This is a genomic window from Vibrio ulleungensis (genome assembly GCF_016900875.1).
Classification (GTDB): Bacteria; Pseudomonadota; Gammaproteobacteria; order Enterobacterales; family Vibrionaceae; genus Vibrio; species Vibrio ulleungensis.
The window spans coordinates 1-14,903 of sequence record NZ_JAFEUM010000007.1 but is presented as its reverse complement, the minus strand read 5'-3'; the positions used below and the strand labels follow the sequence as shown (position 1 = coordinate 14,903).

General features: G+C 46.6%; 8 protein-coding genes. 3 read left to right on the top strand and 5 right to left on the bottom strand.

The window, feature by feature from the left end; translation table 11 throughout:
* Positions 1 to 105 precede the first annotated feature (105 nt).
* The 5 genes from JQC93_RS15540 to hemL all read right to left on the bottom strand — a co-directional run bounded on the left by JQC93_RS15540 (position 106) and on the right by hemL (position 9,802).
* Positions 106 to 1,779 carry an ABC transporter substrate-binding protein gene (locus tag JQC93_RS15540; protein WP_205159330.1) on the bottom strand — a complete coding sequence of 558 codons (1,674 nt, stop codon included), beginning with the start codon at positions 1,777 to 1,779 and terminating at the stop codon, positions 106 to 108.
* Positions 1,780 to 2,491: 712 nt separating this feature from the next.
* A complete protein-coding gene (locus JQC93_RS15535) occupies positions 2,492 to 5,875 on the bottom strand; it encodes an ATP-binding protein (protein ID WP_205159329.1) in 3,384 nt (1,127 codons plus the stop codon).
* Positions 5,876 to 6,052: 177 nt separating this feature from the next.
* Positions 6,053 to 7,072, bottom strand: a complete 1,020-nt coding sequence (gene rsmC / locus JQC93_RS15530; RefSeq protein ID WP_205159328.1) for a 16S rRNA (guanine(1207)-N(2))-methyltransferase RsmC — start codon at positions 7,070 to 7,072, stop codon at positions 6,053 to 6,055.
* A 126-nt stretch (positions 7,073 to 7,198) separates the two neighbouring features.
* Positions 7,199 to 8,245 (bottom strand): AI-2E family transporter, encoded by a 1,047-nt coding sequence (locus JQC93_RS15525; protein ID WP_328836999.1) that lies wholly within the window; start codon positions 8,243 to 8,245, stop codon positions 7,199 to 7,201.
* A gap of 270 nt (positions 8,246 to 8,515) precedes the next feature.
* Positions 8,516 to 9,802, bottom strand: a complete 1,287-nt coding sequence (gene hemL / locus JQC93_RS15520; RefSeq protein ID WP_205159326.1) for a glutamate-1-semialdehyde 2,1-aminomutase — start codon at positions 9,800 to 9,802, stop codon at positions 8,516 to 8,518.
* 230 nt (positions 9,803 to 10,032) lie between these two features.
* Between hemL and erpA the strand changes: the two genes are divergently transcribed.
* From erpA to JQC93_RS15505, 3 genes are all read left to right on the top strand, one after another.
* Positions 10,033 to 10,374, top strand: coding sequence for an iron-sulfur cluster insertion protein ErpA (gene erpA / locus JQC93_RS15515; RefSeq protein WP_084888303.1), 342 nt, complete (start codon positions 10,033 to 10,035; stop codon positions 10,372 to 10,374).
* Positions 10,375 to 10,477: 103 nt separating this feature from the next.
* Positions 10,478 to 11,569 (top strand): efflux RND transporter periplasmic adaptor subunit, encoded by a 1,092-nt coding sequence (locus JQC93_RS15510; protein ID WP_205159325.1) that lies wholly within the window; start codon positions 10,478 to 10,480, stop codon positions 11,567 to 11,569.
* Between the two features lie 12 nt (positions 11,570 to 11,581).
* Positions 11,582 to 14,752 (top strand): efflux RND transporter permease subunit, encoded by a 3,171-nt coding sequence (locus JQC93_RS15505; protein WP_205159324.1) that lies wholly within the window; start codon positions 11,582 to 11,584, stop codon positions 14,750 to 14,752.
* Positions 14,753 to 14,903: the final 151 nt, after the last annotated feature.

The window sequence follows — 14,903 nt, the reverse complement described above, 5'->3', positions numbered from 1 at the left end:
CCAACCCCTAACGCTTTGACTGTGAGGCAAAGCATCGTTCATTCAAGGAGTGAATTGTCGATGGGGCGGGGTTGGTGAGCGGCGCTTGCGCGCCGCATTTAGGTGTTACTGTACTGGTTTAAGGTCAAGAACGTGCAGTAGACGCTCAGGGAAACCTGCCCAGATTTGTGGACGACCTTTCGCGTTGTCTTCTGTCCACCAACCCGTGAAGCGAGTTGTGTTGTACTGGTATGGGTAACCACTAGACATAACCGGTACGGTTACTTGGTTTTCAGCAATGATCTTCTGAATACCGTGAGCGATGTTCATCTGCTCAGAGCGGTCTGCCGTTTTGTAGAAGCTATCGAGTAAGTTATCAAGCTGTGCATCTTGGAAGAAGTGCATCGCAAAGCGAGGCATACCTTCACCACTTTGAAGCGCTGAGTTGTAACCACTGTTCCAGTAAGTGTGAGGATCCGCACCGTGGAAGTAGTTGGTAAAGGCGACATCGTAGTTACCTTCAAGCATCGCTTGGTTGTAAACCGCAAACTCTGGAGTACGTGCTTTCGCTTTGATACCCGCCTCTTCTAGGCTCTCAACTGCAAGCTGCACAGAGTTGTTCCAGTCAGTCCAACCGTTAACCGATTGAATGTTTAGCTCAAACGACTTGCCTGATGGAGTATCTACATAGCCATCGCCATTAGTGTCTTTGAAGCCTGCTTTCGCTAGCAGCTCTTTGGCGCCATCAACATTGTAGGTCGCATACTTCTTGAATTGGTTGTGCACATCTTCGTCAGACCAAGCTTCAAACGCGTAACCTAAGCCAGATGCGAAGTCGTTCACACTGCCACTGCCGTAGTAAGCAATGTCGATAATGGTTTCACGGTCAATCGCCATTGAGAATGCGCGGCGGAAATCAAGATTAGAGAGTGCTTCTTTTTTCGCAGCATCATTACTGTTGAAGTTCATTACAAACGATACTGTACCACCTGGAGTGATCCAGTAGCCGTGATTAGGACTTGCTGCAGCGTAAGTGCGGTCAATATCAGGAATGAAAGATGCAGACCAATCTAGTTCAGAGTTTAGGATTTTTGCCAACAGCTGATCGTTATTTGCAATCTGTGGAACACGTAGACAATCAACATCTAGGTTCGCTGCATCCCAGTAGTTAGGGTTCTCACACTGGATATAAAGCTGTGGTGTAAAGGTGTCGATCTCTGTAAATGGACCCGTACCTACAGGGTTTTCGTTGGTAAACGTCGTTGGATCTTCAACAGATGACCATACGTGCTCGGCAACGATAGGCACTAGTGAAATTTCATAAGGAACATTAGAGTTAGCTTCTGCTAAATGGAAACGTACTTGGTGCTCACCCAACTTCTCTACTTTAGTCACCCACTTATTGATACCACGTTGGTCAAGAGCAGGCTTATCTTTTAGCATTTGGTATGAAAAAACCACATCATCTGCAGTGAACGCTTCTCCATCAGACCACTTAACACCTTTGCGAATATCAAACGTTGCACTCATCAAGTCGTCTGACATTGAGAAGTTTTCGGCAAGACGCATGACAGGCTTGTTACCGTGCATTTCGTTAAATACAACGAGCGGTTCGTAGATGAAGTCAGTGGTTGTACGAAGGTTAGTGGCTAGGTACGGGTTAAAGTTACGTACCATAGTAGGGTAAAAATCAGGAACCACTGTCAATTCAACACGTGCCATTGCGGGTGCTGACAACGATGTTGCAGCTGCTGCAACTACAGCGGAAGCGACGATGGTTTTTTTCATTTTAGAAAGCATAGCTTATCCTTACTCTTGCTTTATTTCACAGGGTGAGAGCACTGCGCTCTCAATTTGACCAAGTCTTGTTGTTTATGTCGACATCAAAACGGGGGTAATGGTGTCGGTCTCTTTATCGTTCAGAGGGTGACTTGGCCGCCTTCGAAACAAGAATTTACTTTATAGGGGAATTGGTCAATTTCGCGTTCCGTTAAAACCGTCAATATCCATAGTTTTCACGTTAAAACCGTCAAATTAGCACTGAGAATTGCTGTGATCTTAATCAGCTAAATTGACGTTACTATGCATTCAGTGATGAGCACCCACTTAGTTTGTTAGCGCTCACTTACTTATTAGTGCTCTAGTTATAAAGTCATTTTTCTATTGTATTACTGGCTGTGACCATGATCACTCCATGGAGGTTACGTTAATTTTACGTCGATTATTATTTCTGGCGAAATGTTGTGAGTCCCTTCGCATATTGGATTAAAAACTGCACAGCTAGGGGGTTATTTGGCCATTTATACAGAGTGCACTCGGTAATATCTGATGGTTAATTTTCATCGTGAAAAAAGTAGCTTGAGCTTTAAACGCTCTGCGAAAGAAATCAATTATGGGGATCGTTCGATGACGGAGCATACTCGGGCAGTTAATATGGTGCGAATACACAAAGCCCAGTCACTGGTATGGCTGGGCTTTGAGTCTAAGTCATCATTCCGGAGTACTAGTCTTGTCAGCCCGTTAACAGTTTCTGGAGTTTCTCTCTTAGCTGTTCTAGTTGGTAACGCTGCGAACCTTGGTTCTGGGCGTGCTCAAGAATATAGTCAATGGATGCTAGGACGGTTCTCCAGCGAGGCGTCTTAGGTAAAGTTTCTATACGCAGGTATTTATCTAAGGTTCGCGTTTGCAATGTGCTGCGGTCTAAGTAAACACGCCAAAGGCCACTTTGCTCTGCAAAGGTAAACTTGGTTTGCCCTTGTTCGCTTTCCCAGTAGTCCAAAGCGTGATTCATAGTGTCGACTAAGAGTTCACGCATCATATATTGTTTATCATGACTCTCTCCCGACACTTTATCTGCCAGTCGGGTAAATTCACCGCCGAGTTCTTTCAGTTTTTGCAGTTGCTGCTTGTCGCCAGCAAACGCGTAGTCGGAAAGAGCTTCTACCGCCATTTCAAGGTTTTCTACTCGTTCGGTGTTTGCACCGTCGCCGCGACTTAAAATAAACAGCGCTTGCAATCCTGAGCCTTCAGCTAGACGTAGAATATCCCCTGAAATATGTTGGCGGGTGTCTTCTACAAAAATGTCGATTTCGCCAACCCAATGCTGTCTATCGGTGTCTAAAAAGCGAGGCGCAAACAGCTCGTCGGCTTTAGATCGTTTAAGCTGCTCAATGTGGCGCTTAAACAATTTACATGCTGACTGATTGGCAAATTTTACGCGTTTTTCATGGTCGATGGCGACCATTGCTTCCGGAGCCGTGTCGAGTTGTTCTAATAACTGACCTTGTGTCTCCAGTAGATTCGCTTCAACCTGCTCACGGTATTTAAGTTCTTCATTAAGCTGCTGATTGGCAATTCGCTGTAATTCAGCATCACTTGCATCAAAGTGGGCTCGTAGACGTGCCGCGAGTTCTTGCTTGTTAAAGGGTTTCGATAAAAAGTCGTTTGCACCGGCTGTAAATCCAGCGACTTTGTCTTCGGCCTGGCTGAGTGCGGTGAGCATGATGATAGGTAGTTGAGCGCGGTCGAACTGTAATCGAATGGCCTCACAGACATCAAATCCGTTCATTTCTGGCATCATGATATCGAGCAGCACCAATTGCGGGCGGTGGCTATCAATCAACGTTAACGCGTGTTGTCCAGATTGTGCAGTAATAACCCGATACCCTTCAAGGCGCAAAAAGCTGGTCAAAATTTGAATGTTCACTGGCTCATCATCGACCACTAAAATTAGCTTGCCATCAAGGCTTTCTTCAACCTCTTCTAGGGTTTCTGGGAGTGCTTCACTCACTTTTGGCGATTGGAAATGACTCTCAAAGTGAGTGGGCCTTTGCTCAATCTGTTGCTGGGTGGCTAATGGGAGGGTAAAACTGAATGTGGTTCCGACTTGCGGTTGGCTACTCACGTAAAGAGTTCCACCCATCACTTCGACCAATTGTCGACTGATGGATAAGCCTAATCCCGCTCCTTGCTGATAGCGCTGGGTACCTTTACTGACTTGAGTTAGGGGCTCAAAAATTTGCTCTAGATTTTCGGCGGGGATCCCTTGGCCGGAGTCGGAGACTTGTATGCGCAACATGCCATCAACATGGGTGGCGGTCAGTACAATTTTACCTTCGTTGGTGTACTTAATAGCGTTACCCACCAGGTTGTAAAGCACTTGTTCACTGCGCTCTGGATCCGCAAACACCATGGGTGTCGAACTATCAATTTGATTGATGATGCGAATATTTTTGCCTTTAATGAGGTGCGACGAGAGCTCTAATACCAGGCTTGTAGAATTACTGATGTTGACGGCGCAACGCTGAATCTCTACATGCCCATAGCGCATTTTGTGATAATCCAATAGATCATCCACTAAATTCGACAGTCGTTGGCCGCTACTCACGATAATGTTGAGCTGATATTTATGACTGGCTGATATTGGTCCATTGGCACCGGCAATGAGTGCCTCTGCAATCCCAACCATACCGTGTAATGGGGTGCGTAATTCGTGTGAGGTGGTGGCTAGGAAGTCATCTTTTAGCTTATCAGCTTGCTTTAACTCGATGTTTTGCCTGGAAATGGTCGCGAGATTAGCCTCAAGTGCGGCATTTTGTTCGCCAATGGTATTTATCTTATCTCGAATGGATCGCTGCATGCGCTCAAAGCTAACGGCAAGTCGTCCAATTTCGTCTTTTCGATCGGTGTTGAATAGCGGAGTATCGAGCTCGCCCCCCGACACCCGTTCAGCAGCCCAAGTTAGCTTAAGCAGCGGTGCTGTGATGAAGTTAGCAAGATAGTGGGCCGTTAAGGTAACGATCAATATTCCGGTGAGCATGATGGCAAGGAATATCGTTTGCAAGTTGTGCACATTGGCAAAGGCGACGTTCTCTGGAAGCGCGAATGCTAGTGTCCAGGTAAAAGTGTCTTGAGCAATCGGCTCGTACGCCACCAAATAACTGTTTCCGATGTCGCTGGTGAGTGTATCTATCGCACTAATACCACTAAATACAGTGTCATCCAGTAATGCGTCGTCTTGATCGAAAGGAATACTTAAATTGCTCGACACAACTTGACGTTGTTGATTTAGCAGCAGTGCTTCCATTTCTGGAGAATGCATATTGTTGAGTAGAGAGTCGATCCCCTCTTTCGGCAAGCGAAACAGTGCATAACTGTGCAAATACCCTTGCTGAACGATAGGTGCGGCAAACCATGCATGGGGCTGGGATGCGTTAAGGTCAAAATCTGAATACACCACAGGTATTGTGGTGGTTTCGTCTTTGTCTATGCCCTTACTGCGCTGCTTTATTCGGTCAAAGGTTTTGCCAAGCTGTGTGCCCGAGTATTTTTTGTCAGTAAGGTTGGTCCCATAGTAGTCCCGCTTATACACCGAATAGGCGACGTTACCATTAATATCCACCAGCAAAATATCATCGAATTCTGAACGATTAACCAGCTCAAGATAGGTAGAGTGGTAACGAAGATGCATGAGCCTATACCGCTCACTGCCATCAAACTCAGCTGAGTCTCGGGCTATTTGGGTGGCGAGTTGGTCACTAGAGTCTCTTTTATAACGCTGTTGAGCGTTTTTACGTGCTTGTTCAATATCGTCGCCAAGAGAGCGAAAGGCGTTAATTAGGCCATAAAATCGTCCACCGCTGGCATAGGCAAGCTCAGAACGAACAAAGCCGAGAGATTCAGATTTTAGATTCTTAAAATAGTCATTGAGTTGTTGGGCGGCGTTATCTCTCACCGAGGTAAGGTGAGCTTTGCTTTGTGCCTCCAGGTCATTACTGTGAGACTGCAAAAAAAACAGTCCAATGACCGTCAACGGCACTAGACTGACGAGTAAAAAGGCCAGTGTGAGAGTGTTTTTAAGTCGTTTAAATTTAGGTTTTCGGCGAATTTGAGGCATCGACAATCTTTGACAACAATAGTGACTAGAACAATGCGGTACTCTTGTGTAGGAAGACAAACCGCGACAATTAGCTCATAGAGTAACTTTGAGAGTAGCGGTTTTAATCATCAATGTAAGTAGCAATAAGCCCAGATCTGGATCTGGGCAACACTTTTTTTATGACGCAAATCAGGTTTACGAACGTTGAGCGTGGTAAATAGCGAACTTGCGATTCTTATCAACAGTCTCGCAATGGCCAAAGGATTTTTCAATAATCGGTGGGTACTTAAGGAAACTGTTGGCCACAATATGGATATGCCCTTGCGCATGTAAGTGTGCACTTGCTTGCCCAAGTAAAGTCTCTGCAGCCTCATAAAATGTATCTAAACCAGCATGAAACGGAGGGTTAGAGACGATAGCATCGTAATTGTGTGCGACGTCAGAATAGACGTTGCTGGCAAACACGGTCCCTTCAAGTTGGTTGGCCTTTAGGGTTTGCTTTGAGGACTCTATGGCAAACGCACTAATATCGCACAGGTGCACAGTGACTTGGGGGTTACGTTTGGCAATGATCGACCCAATAATGCCTGCGCCACAGCCCACATCTAATACCTTACCGTTAAGTTGCGGCAGGTTAGCGAGCAGTAACTTAGTACCTTCATCAAGCTGTCCGTGGTTAAACACCCCAGGTAAACTCTTTACGATAATGTCCGTATCGCCAGCTGAAACGGTGAACGTGGTGTACCACTGTGATAAATCAAACTTAGGCACCTCTTGTGTTACACGCCCCCAGTAAAATGAGCAGCGACGGGCAGAGTCGAATTTGTTGATACTTCCATACTGTTCAAACTGCTTTTCAATACTTTTTACTCCAGAGCGATTCTCGCCGACGACACATACTTCTTTGTCACCCTCAAGATGGGGCAGAGCAGCAGCAAGCAGCATCTTGGCTTCAGCTTTCGCTTTAGGCCAGTAAAGCATTAGAGTATCGGCTTTTACATGCTCTGGCACTGTGACTGAAAAGTGCACATCGAGTTGCTCATGCTGTACCAATGATTGATAGGTAAGAAAGTTACTTGTCACCACAGTGACTTGCTGACAGGTCTTGGACAGTTCCAAAGCAAACGTGTCTTCTATCTCGCCCAAAATAAGTAATTGGGTGTTTTCGAAGTAGGCAATTTGGCGTTCAGCGATTTGGCTTGGAGCAGTATACATAAGGTCAGGAGCAGTCAGTGGTCAGTAGGGGGGATTGTGGCACAAAGCGATCGGTTATACAAAGAACCTACGCAGCAAAAAGGGCGCCGATGTAGCGCCCTTTCTATGGCTAATCTGGGATGCTGATTAGCTTCTATCTTGCTGGTTCAAAAAGCCTTCAAACTCTTCTTCATAGAGCTTGAATAGCACAATTGATATAGCAAAAATAAGCGGCCCATAAATAAGCCCAAGTAGACCAAATAAGTTAATCCCACCTAGTAGCGAGAAAAAGATCATAATGGTGTTCATGCCTGCGCTGCCTTGCATCAATAGCGGTCTCAAAATATTGTCTATCGAACCCACTACAAGTACGCACCAAATACCTAAGAAAATAGCCCATGTGGTATCACCTGTAACAAATAGGTAAATGGTGGCTGGTACCCAGATAAGGGCGGTGCCAACGACAGGAATAAACGAGGCAAATCCCATCATCGTGCCCCAAAACAGACCAGGAAATCCCGCAAGCCACATGGCAAAGCCGCCCGCTAAGCCTTGTGCGATAGCGGTTAAAAACGAACCTAAAACAGCGGACTTAGATACGTTTTCGATCTCGCCCAATAGGCGGTCTTCTTGGCTGCGCGAGAACGGTAGGATATGACGCATTGTAGAGATGATTTTGTCGTTATCACGCAGTAGGAAAAACAGCACAAACAGCATCAGGAAAAAGTCCATTAAAAAGCTGGTGGCGTCGCCAAGTATTTTGGTACTGATAGTGAGTAGGGTTGAACCTAAGGTCGAGGCAAACTCAGTGATTTTAACAGTAATAGACTCAACGGTAATGGCATCAAAGGGAGAGTATTGGTTAATAAAGGCAAGACCTTTTACCACCATGTCGCTTTCAAAAGCGGTATTAACGCCTCCGCTGCCTACCCAATCAAACAGGCCTTGGGTGAATACCACACCTTGTTGAGCGATGGCCGCAACCACCGTCAGTGCCGGCATAACAATGATAAAAATGAGCACCAAGCACGACAATACCGCAGCGGTATTTCGATATTTTGGCATCTTAGATTCAATCCATTCATGAATGGGGTTAATTAATAGCGAAATGATAAATGCCATGACAATCGAGTTAATGTAAGGCTCTAGCAAAAAGTAGCAGGCAACGGCACTGGCTAACAGTGCTGCAATCATCAATCCGTGACTAGGATGGAACTTAAATGGGGTATTCAAGGTAGCGTCCTTATTGAGCTTGTTGGGTACATAATGGCGGTAAAACACCCTGCGTGCAAATCTACTTTTGAGACAGACTAAAACGACTAAAGTTCTGTTTTTCATCTAAAAGAAGTAGGTGAGTTAGCGTTCAGTCATACTGAATGCTGGCCTTTGCAAATATAAAAAAGCCAGCACATAGGCTGGCTTAATTGCTATCGTCGTTAAACGACTCTCGGCGTACCTAGCACTCTATTTTGCGAGTTGAGCAAAACAGGCGTCAGCAGCCTTGAGAGTGGCTTCAAGGTCTGCATCAGAATGCGCCAGTGACGTAAAGCTTGCTTCAAATGCCGATGGAGCCAAATACACACCCTGCTCCAGCATTAAGTGGAAGAACGTTTTAAAGCGCTCAATGTCGCATTCCGCCACGTCTTGGTAACAGGTTACTGAGCTTCTTTCGGTGAAGAAGAAGCCGAACATCCCACCCACTTGGTTAACCAGTAATGGGATACCGTGTTTGTTGGCTGCAGCTTTAAAACCGTCGGCCAGTTTTTTGGTCATGCTAGCCAGTTTTTCTTCGTTGCCTGCTTTAGACAGCTCGGTTAGACAAGCCAAACCCGCACTCATCGCAATAGGATTACCCGACAGAGTACCCGCTTGATAAACAGGACCCGTTGGCGCGATGTGCTGCATCACTTCTTTCTTACCGCCAAAGGCACCCACAGGCATACCGCCACCAATGACTTTACCCAGTGTAGTTAGGTCTGGCACGATGTTGTAGTGTGCTTGCGCACAGCCTTGGGCAACGCGAAAGCCAGTCATCACCTCGTCAAAAATTAATAGTGCACCATGCGCGTTACAAATAGAGCGAAGACCTTCCAAAAAGCCTGGTTCAGGTGGAATGCAGTTCATGTTGCCAGCAACCGGCTCAACAATGATGCACGAGATTTGCTCTGGGTTGGCATCGAATAACGCTTGAACAGAGTCAAGGTTATTGAACGTTGCGGTCAGTGTATGTTTGGCAAAGTCTGCAGGCACACCAGGCGAACTTGGTTGACCAAGCGTCAATGCACCAGAGCCCGCTTTAACCAGTAAACTGTCGGCATGACCGTGATAACAGCCTTCAAACTTAAGGATCTTATCGCGTCCAGTGTAGCCACGGGCTAGGCGAATCGCACTCATGGTCGCTTCCGTACCAGAGCTCACCATACGCAACTGTTCCATTGAAGGAACCAGCTTTGACACCAAGTTTGCCATAGTGATTTCAAGCTCGGTTGGCGCACCAAAGCTTAGGCCACGATGGGCAGCCTCAATCACAGCATCGCGGACTGCCGGGTGGTTATGGCCAAGAATCATTGGCCCCCACGAGCCCACATAGTCGACGTACTGTTTGCCGTCGGCATCAAAAATATAAGCCCCATCTGCTTTTTCAATAAACAGGGGATCGCCACCGACACCATTGAAGGCACGAACGGGAGAGTTAACACCACCAGGGATAATCGCTTGGGCTTGTTGATAGAGCTCGGAAGAACGACTCATGATTAGGTTCCTTGTTCTTATTAATGAACGCATTGTAGCGAGCAATGACGAATAGTCGAGCCTTGAGATCGCAGAATAGTGTTTAGTCGAATTTCCTAGATAAAATAGATCTAAGTCAAAGCGGGGTAATACTTGAACGAAACGGTCAGGTAATAGATAATTCATGGATCAAAACAACCGACCTTAGGTTACAGTGTATTCTAAGGTGATTTATAGAATGTGAGGCTAGTGTGAGCGAGATGAATGTACCACTTAACTTTTCGGATGCTGCGGCAAGCCGTGTTAAGACTCTGATTGCCGAAGAAGAAAACCCAGAACTTAAGCTGCGTGTCTACATCACAGGCGGCGGGTGCAGTGGCTTTCAGTATGGATTCACTTTTGACGAAGCGGTCAACGAAGGCGATGCAGTGATCGTTAAAGACGAAGTAACGCTAGTTGTCGATCCAATGAGTTTACAGTATTTGATGGGTGGAACGGTTGATTACACAGAAGGCCTAGAAGGCGCGCGCTTTTTCATCGATAACCCTAATGCAACGACCACTTGTGGCTGTGGCGCTTCATTTAGCGTGTGATCCAATCTCAGTATTAAGCAGTATAAGGGTCAACTGCTTGTATTTAGAGCCTATTACGTAAATAAAATTTCTAGAACTATAACATTATTAAAAGGACTTAATTATGCCAACATCTCGAGTCGGCGGCTTCTTCGCGCAACGTCCGTGGATAATCTCACTCGTCCTGTTCATTGGGCTTAGCCTATGGATGGGGATGGGCGTTTTGAAAGCTGAGGAAGAAACTCAGAACAAGAAAGCCCAAGAAAATAAAGAGATTGAAATCCCTCTTGCCAGAGTTGTGGTGACAACATTTAACGCAGAACCTGTCGCTAAGAAAATCGACCTTTACGGCCGTACCGCTCCAGATCGCGTTGTTAATGTCAGCGCAGAAACAGGTGGAAAAATCATATCTCTCAATGTTCGCAAAGGCGAGTATGTCAAAAAAGGCCAGTTACTGGCATCGATTGATAAGTCGGATCTGACCGTGCAGATGGACCGCGCGAAAGCGATGCTCAAAGTGAAGCAGAAAGAGTACGATGCAGCCAAATCTTTGAAAACACGTGGTCTTCAAGGTGAAGTTGCGTTTGCTAATGCAGAAGCGTCATTGGCTGACGCCAAAGCAACGGTAGACAGTGCACAGACGGCGCTTAACGATACCGTTATCAAGGCACCGTTCAACGGCATTTTAGATGAGTTGCATGTTGAAGAAGGTGACTTTGTGGCACGTGGTGACCGAGTAGCCAAAATTCTTGATCTAGAAAAACTGGTCATTCAGGCGGATCTCAGTGAGCGTCACATTCAACAAGTGGCGAAAGGTCAAGTGGCGAAAGTCACTTTGCTTAACGGTCAACAATTAGCTGGTGTTTTACGTTATGTCTCTAAAACGTCATCAATCACCACTAACACCTTCCCAATTGAAGTCGAAATAGAAAACAAAGGCTTAGCAGTACCGGCTGGCATTAGTGCTGAAGTCGAGCTTGAGCTCGACACCCGCATGGCTGTGAAGCTAACACCAGCTATGCTTGCCCTAGACGAAGCCGGCAACTTAGGCGTGAAAACCTTGCGCGACGATCATGTCGAATTCGTTGGAATCCAAATTGTGAAAGCGGAGCAAGACGGCGTTTGGCTGTCGGGCTTGGGTGAGCAGGTGGATGTGATCACGGTAGGGCAAGGGTTTGTTCGCAGTGGTGACCAAGTCACCGCAGTTCGTCAATAGGGAGACGGGACTATGCTTACTTTGATAGACGCAGTTCTGTCACGTTCTCGGACGATGATGACGCTGCTGATCATGTTATTGGTCGCAGGTATCTCTACTTACATTACGATTCCGAAAGAATCTAGCCCAGACGTTACCATTCCGATCATCTATGTATCGCTCAGCCAGCAAGGTATTTCGCCGAGTGACTCGGAGCGACTTTTGGTGCGTCCAGTTGAGCAAGAACTTCGTTCAATTGAAGGTGTGAAGAAAATGACGGCCAGTGCGGGCGAAGGACATGGCTCGGTAACGTTAGAGTTTGTTGCTGGTGCTGACCTAAATAAAGCGATGGCGGACGTACGTGAAGCGGTCGATTTGGCTAAGTCAAAATTACCGGCAGATGCCGATGATCCTACGGTTAATGAGGTGACTTTTGCCTCAATGCAACCAGTATTATCTGTCGCTCTATACGGCACCGTCCCAGAGCGTTCGATTGTTCAAATTGCACGTCAACTTCAAGATAAGCTGGAAGGCTTTAAGCAGATTCTGGAAGTGGACATTGCTGGCGACCGTGAAGACATTGTCGAGATCATTGTTGATCCGCTGCTTATGGAAAGCTACGGCCTCGACCAAGGGGACATCTACAATCTAGTTGCCACCAACAACCGAGTGGTAGCAGCAGGTTTTGTCGATACGGGCTACGGGCGCTTTTCCGTAAAAGTGCCGTCTGTATTCGAATCGCTGCAAGATGTCTTAGAGCTACCCATTAAAGTGGATGGCAAACAGATCATTACCTTTGGCGATGTCGCAACCGTGCGCAGAGCGTTTCGCGACCCTGAAAGCTTTGCTCGCTTAGACGGTGAAAGCTCGGTGGTTTTGGATGTGAAAAAACGCGCCGGTGAAAACATCATTGAGTCGGTGGAAATTGTTAAAGCCGTCATTGAAGCCGCGCAAGCCCGCGAAGACTGGCCAACAAACTTATTAGTTAAGTACACCTATGATGGCTCTGAAGACGTCGATATGATGTTGACGGATCTTCAAAACAACGTGTTGTCTGCGATTATTCTAGTGGTTATTGTCATCATCGCGATCCTTGGAGTGCGCACGGCGCTGTTGGTGGGGATATCTATTCCTGGTTCATTCCTAACCGGCCTTTTAGTGCTGTCTCTGTTTGGCTTAACCGTTAACATCGTTGTGCTGTTTGCACTGATTATGGCAGTGGGCATGTTAGTTGATGGCGCGATCGTGGTAACCGAGTTTGCCGACAGACGTATGCAAGAAGGGATGCCGCGTAAAGAGGCATACCGAGACGCAGCCAAACGTATGGCGTGGCCAATTACCGCATCAACTGCGACGACCTTGGCAGCGTTTGCTCCACTTCTATTCTGGCCCGATGTTACGGGCGAGTTTATGAAGTACTTACCGTTAACGCTAATCGCCACATTGACCGCATCATTGGTTATGGCGCTGTTATTTGTCCCTGTGCTCGGTGGTATTATGGGTAAACCTCAATACCAAAATGAAGAGTCACGTGAGCGAATGCTGGCACTTCATGAAGGCGACTTTGAAAAAGCTCGAGGCATTACCTGGCTCTACTACAAAACCTTAGCCATCGCGATCAAAGCACCGATCTTAGTGCTGATATCGGCTATCGTGTTTGCGGGTGGCGTATTTTACGCATACAACAAGGCGGAATTAGGGGCGGAGTTTTTCCCAGAGGTTGACCCGTCTTTCTTCACGGTAAAAGCGCGTTCAAATGGCGATCTATCGATTAGAGAAAAAGACGCGATCATGCGTCAAATCGAAATGGAAATAGTCGGTCACCCAGAGCTTGAAAGTGTGTACACCAAAACAGGCGGTCGTGATGAGATTGGCTCTATTCAAATTACCCCTGTAGATTGGACATTGCGTCGTCCCATCAAAGAGATCATCGCCGATCTTAGAGAAGACACCGCTAAATTTGCGGGTGTAGAAATTGAGTTTAAATTCCCTGATGCAGGTCCACCGGTGGATAACGATCTGGTTATCGAGATGACCTCTAGAAATCCAGAAAACCTCGACCAAGGTGCTAAAATCGTTAGAACCTGGGCCGATCAGTACTCGATGCTAACCAACATCAGTGATAACTCTAATAAGGGTGGCATTGATTGGACTATTGACATTGCTCGTGACGATGCTGCGCGCTATGGCGCTGATGCTTCGCTTGTGGGTAATACGGTTCAATTTGTGACCAATGGTCTACGTATTGGTGACTACCTTCCGGATGATACTGATGACCAAGTGGATATTTTGGTTCGCTATCCTGAAGACAAACGCGATATCGGTCGCTTTGATGAGTTGCGCGTTAAAACTCGCAATGGCCTAGTACCGCTCACCAACTTTGCAGAAGTGACACCAGAGCCGAAACAAGCAACGATTAACCGTTTAGATGGTCAACGTATCATAGAGGTGGTTGCTGACTTGCAAGAAGGTTATAACTTGGCGCTGGAATTGCCAAATATTCAGCAAGAACTGGATAAACTGGATCTTCCAGATGGTGTGAACTTTGCCATCAAAGGTCAAAACGAAGAGCAAGATAACTCTAAAGCCTTCTTGGTTAATGCCTTTGGTGCGGCGCTGGCTGTTATGGCGATGATTTTGATCACGCAGTTCAACAGCTTCTATCAAGCGTTTTTGATCCTAAGTGCGGTGTTGTTCTCAACCGTTGGCGTATTTGCTGGACTGCTGATCTTCCAGCGTCCTTTTGGCATCGTTATGTCAGGGATTGGGGTCATTGCACTGGCGGGTATTGTGGTAAACAACAACATTGTACTTATCGATACCTTTAACAAACTTCGTGCTCGCGGTTTAAGTCGTGAAGATGCGATTCTTCGTACCGGTGTGCAGCGTTTACGTCCAGTAATGCTAACCACAGTGACGACGATCTTAGGTTTGATGCCAATGGTATTAGAGACCAACGTTGATCTGATTAACCAAAACATCCAGGTGGGTGCGCCAAGTACTCAGTGGTGGAGTCAGTTAGCCACCGCGGTTGCCGGTGGGTTGGCCTTTGCAACGGTATTGACCTTGGTATTGACGCCGTGTTTGTTGATGTACAGTCGACGAACGCCGGAAGAAAAAGAAGCCGCTAAACGAAAGCCAAAGCGTTTTCGCCTGTTTCGCAAAAAAGCGCAAGAGGTAGAGACCGACCCAAAGGCGGCATAGCGACATCGTAATAAAAAAACCGGCTAACTGAACTGACCCCCAATAGTTGGACACCAATTATTGGGGGTCTTTTTATGTCCAAATACAGCAGAGCATTAAAATGCTCTATAGCTAAACAATATCTACAAGGCGAAGGTTCATCTGAAGAGCT

Bases quoted from the DNA above. Each gene is read 5' to 3' on its own strand.
- JQC93_RS15505 (WP_205159324.1), top strand. From the start codon at position 11,582: ATGCTTACTTTGATAGACGCAGTTCTGTCACGTTCTCGGACGATGATG.
- rsmC (WP_205159328.1), bottom strand. From the start codon at position 7,072: ATGTATACTGCTCCAAGCCAAATCGCTGAACGCCAAATTGCCTACTTC.
- hemL (WP_205159326.1), bottom strand. From the start codon at position 9,802: ATGAGTCGTTCTTCCGAGCTCTATCAACAAGCCCAAGCGATTATCCCT.
- JQC93_RS15540 (WP_205159330.1), bottom strand. From the start codon at position 1,779: ATGCTTTCTAAAATGAAAAAAACCATCGTCGCTTCCGCTGTAGTTGCA.
- JQC93_RS15525 (WP_328836999.1), bottom strand. From the start codon at position 8,245: ATGATTGCAGCACTGTTAGCCAGTGCCGTTGCCTGCTACTTTTTGCTA.
- JQC93_RS15535 (WP_205159329.1), bottom strand. From the start codon at position 5,875: ATGCCTCAAATTCGCCGAAAACCTAAATTTAAACGACTTAAAAACACT.
- JQC93_RS15510 (WP_205159325.1), top strand. From the start codon at position 10,478: ATGCCAACATCTCGAGTCGGCGGCTTCTTCGCGCAACGTCCGTGGATA.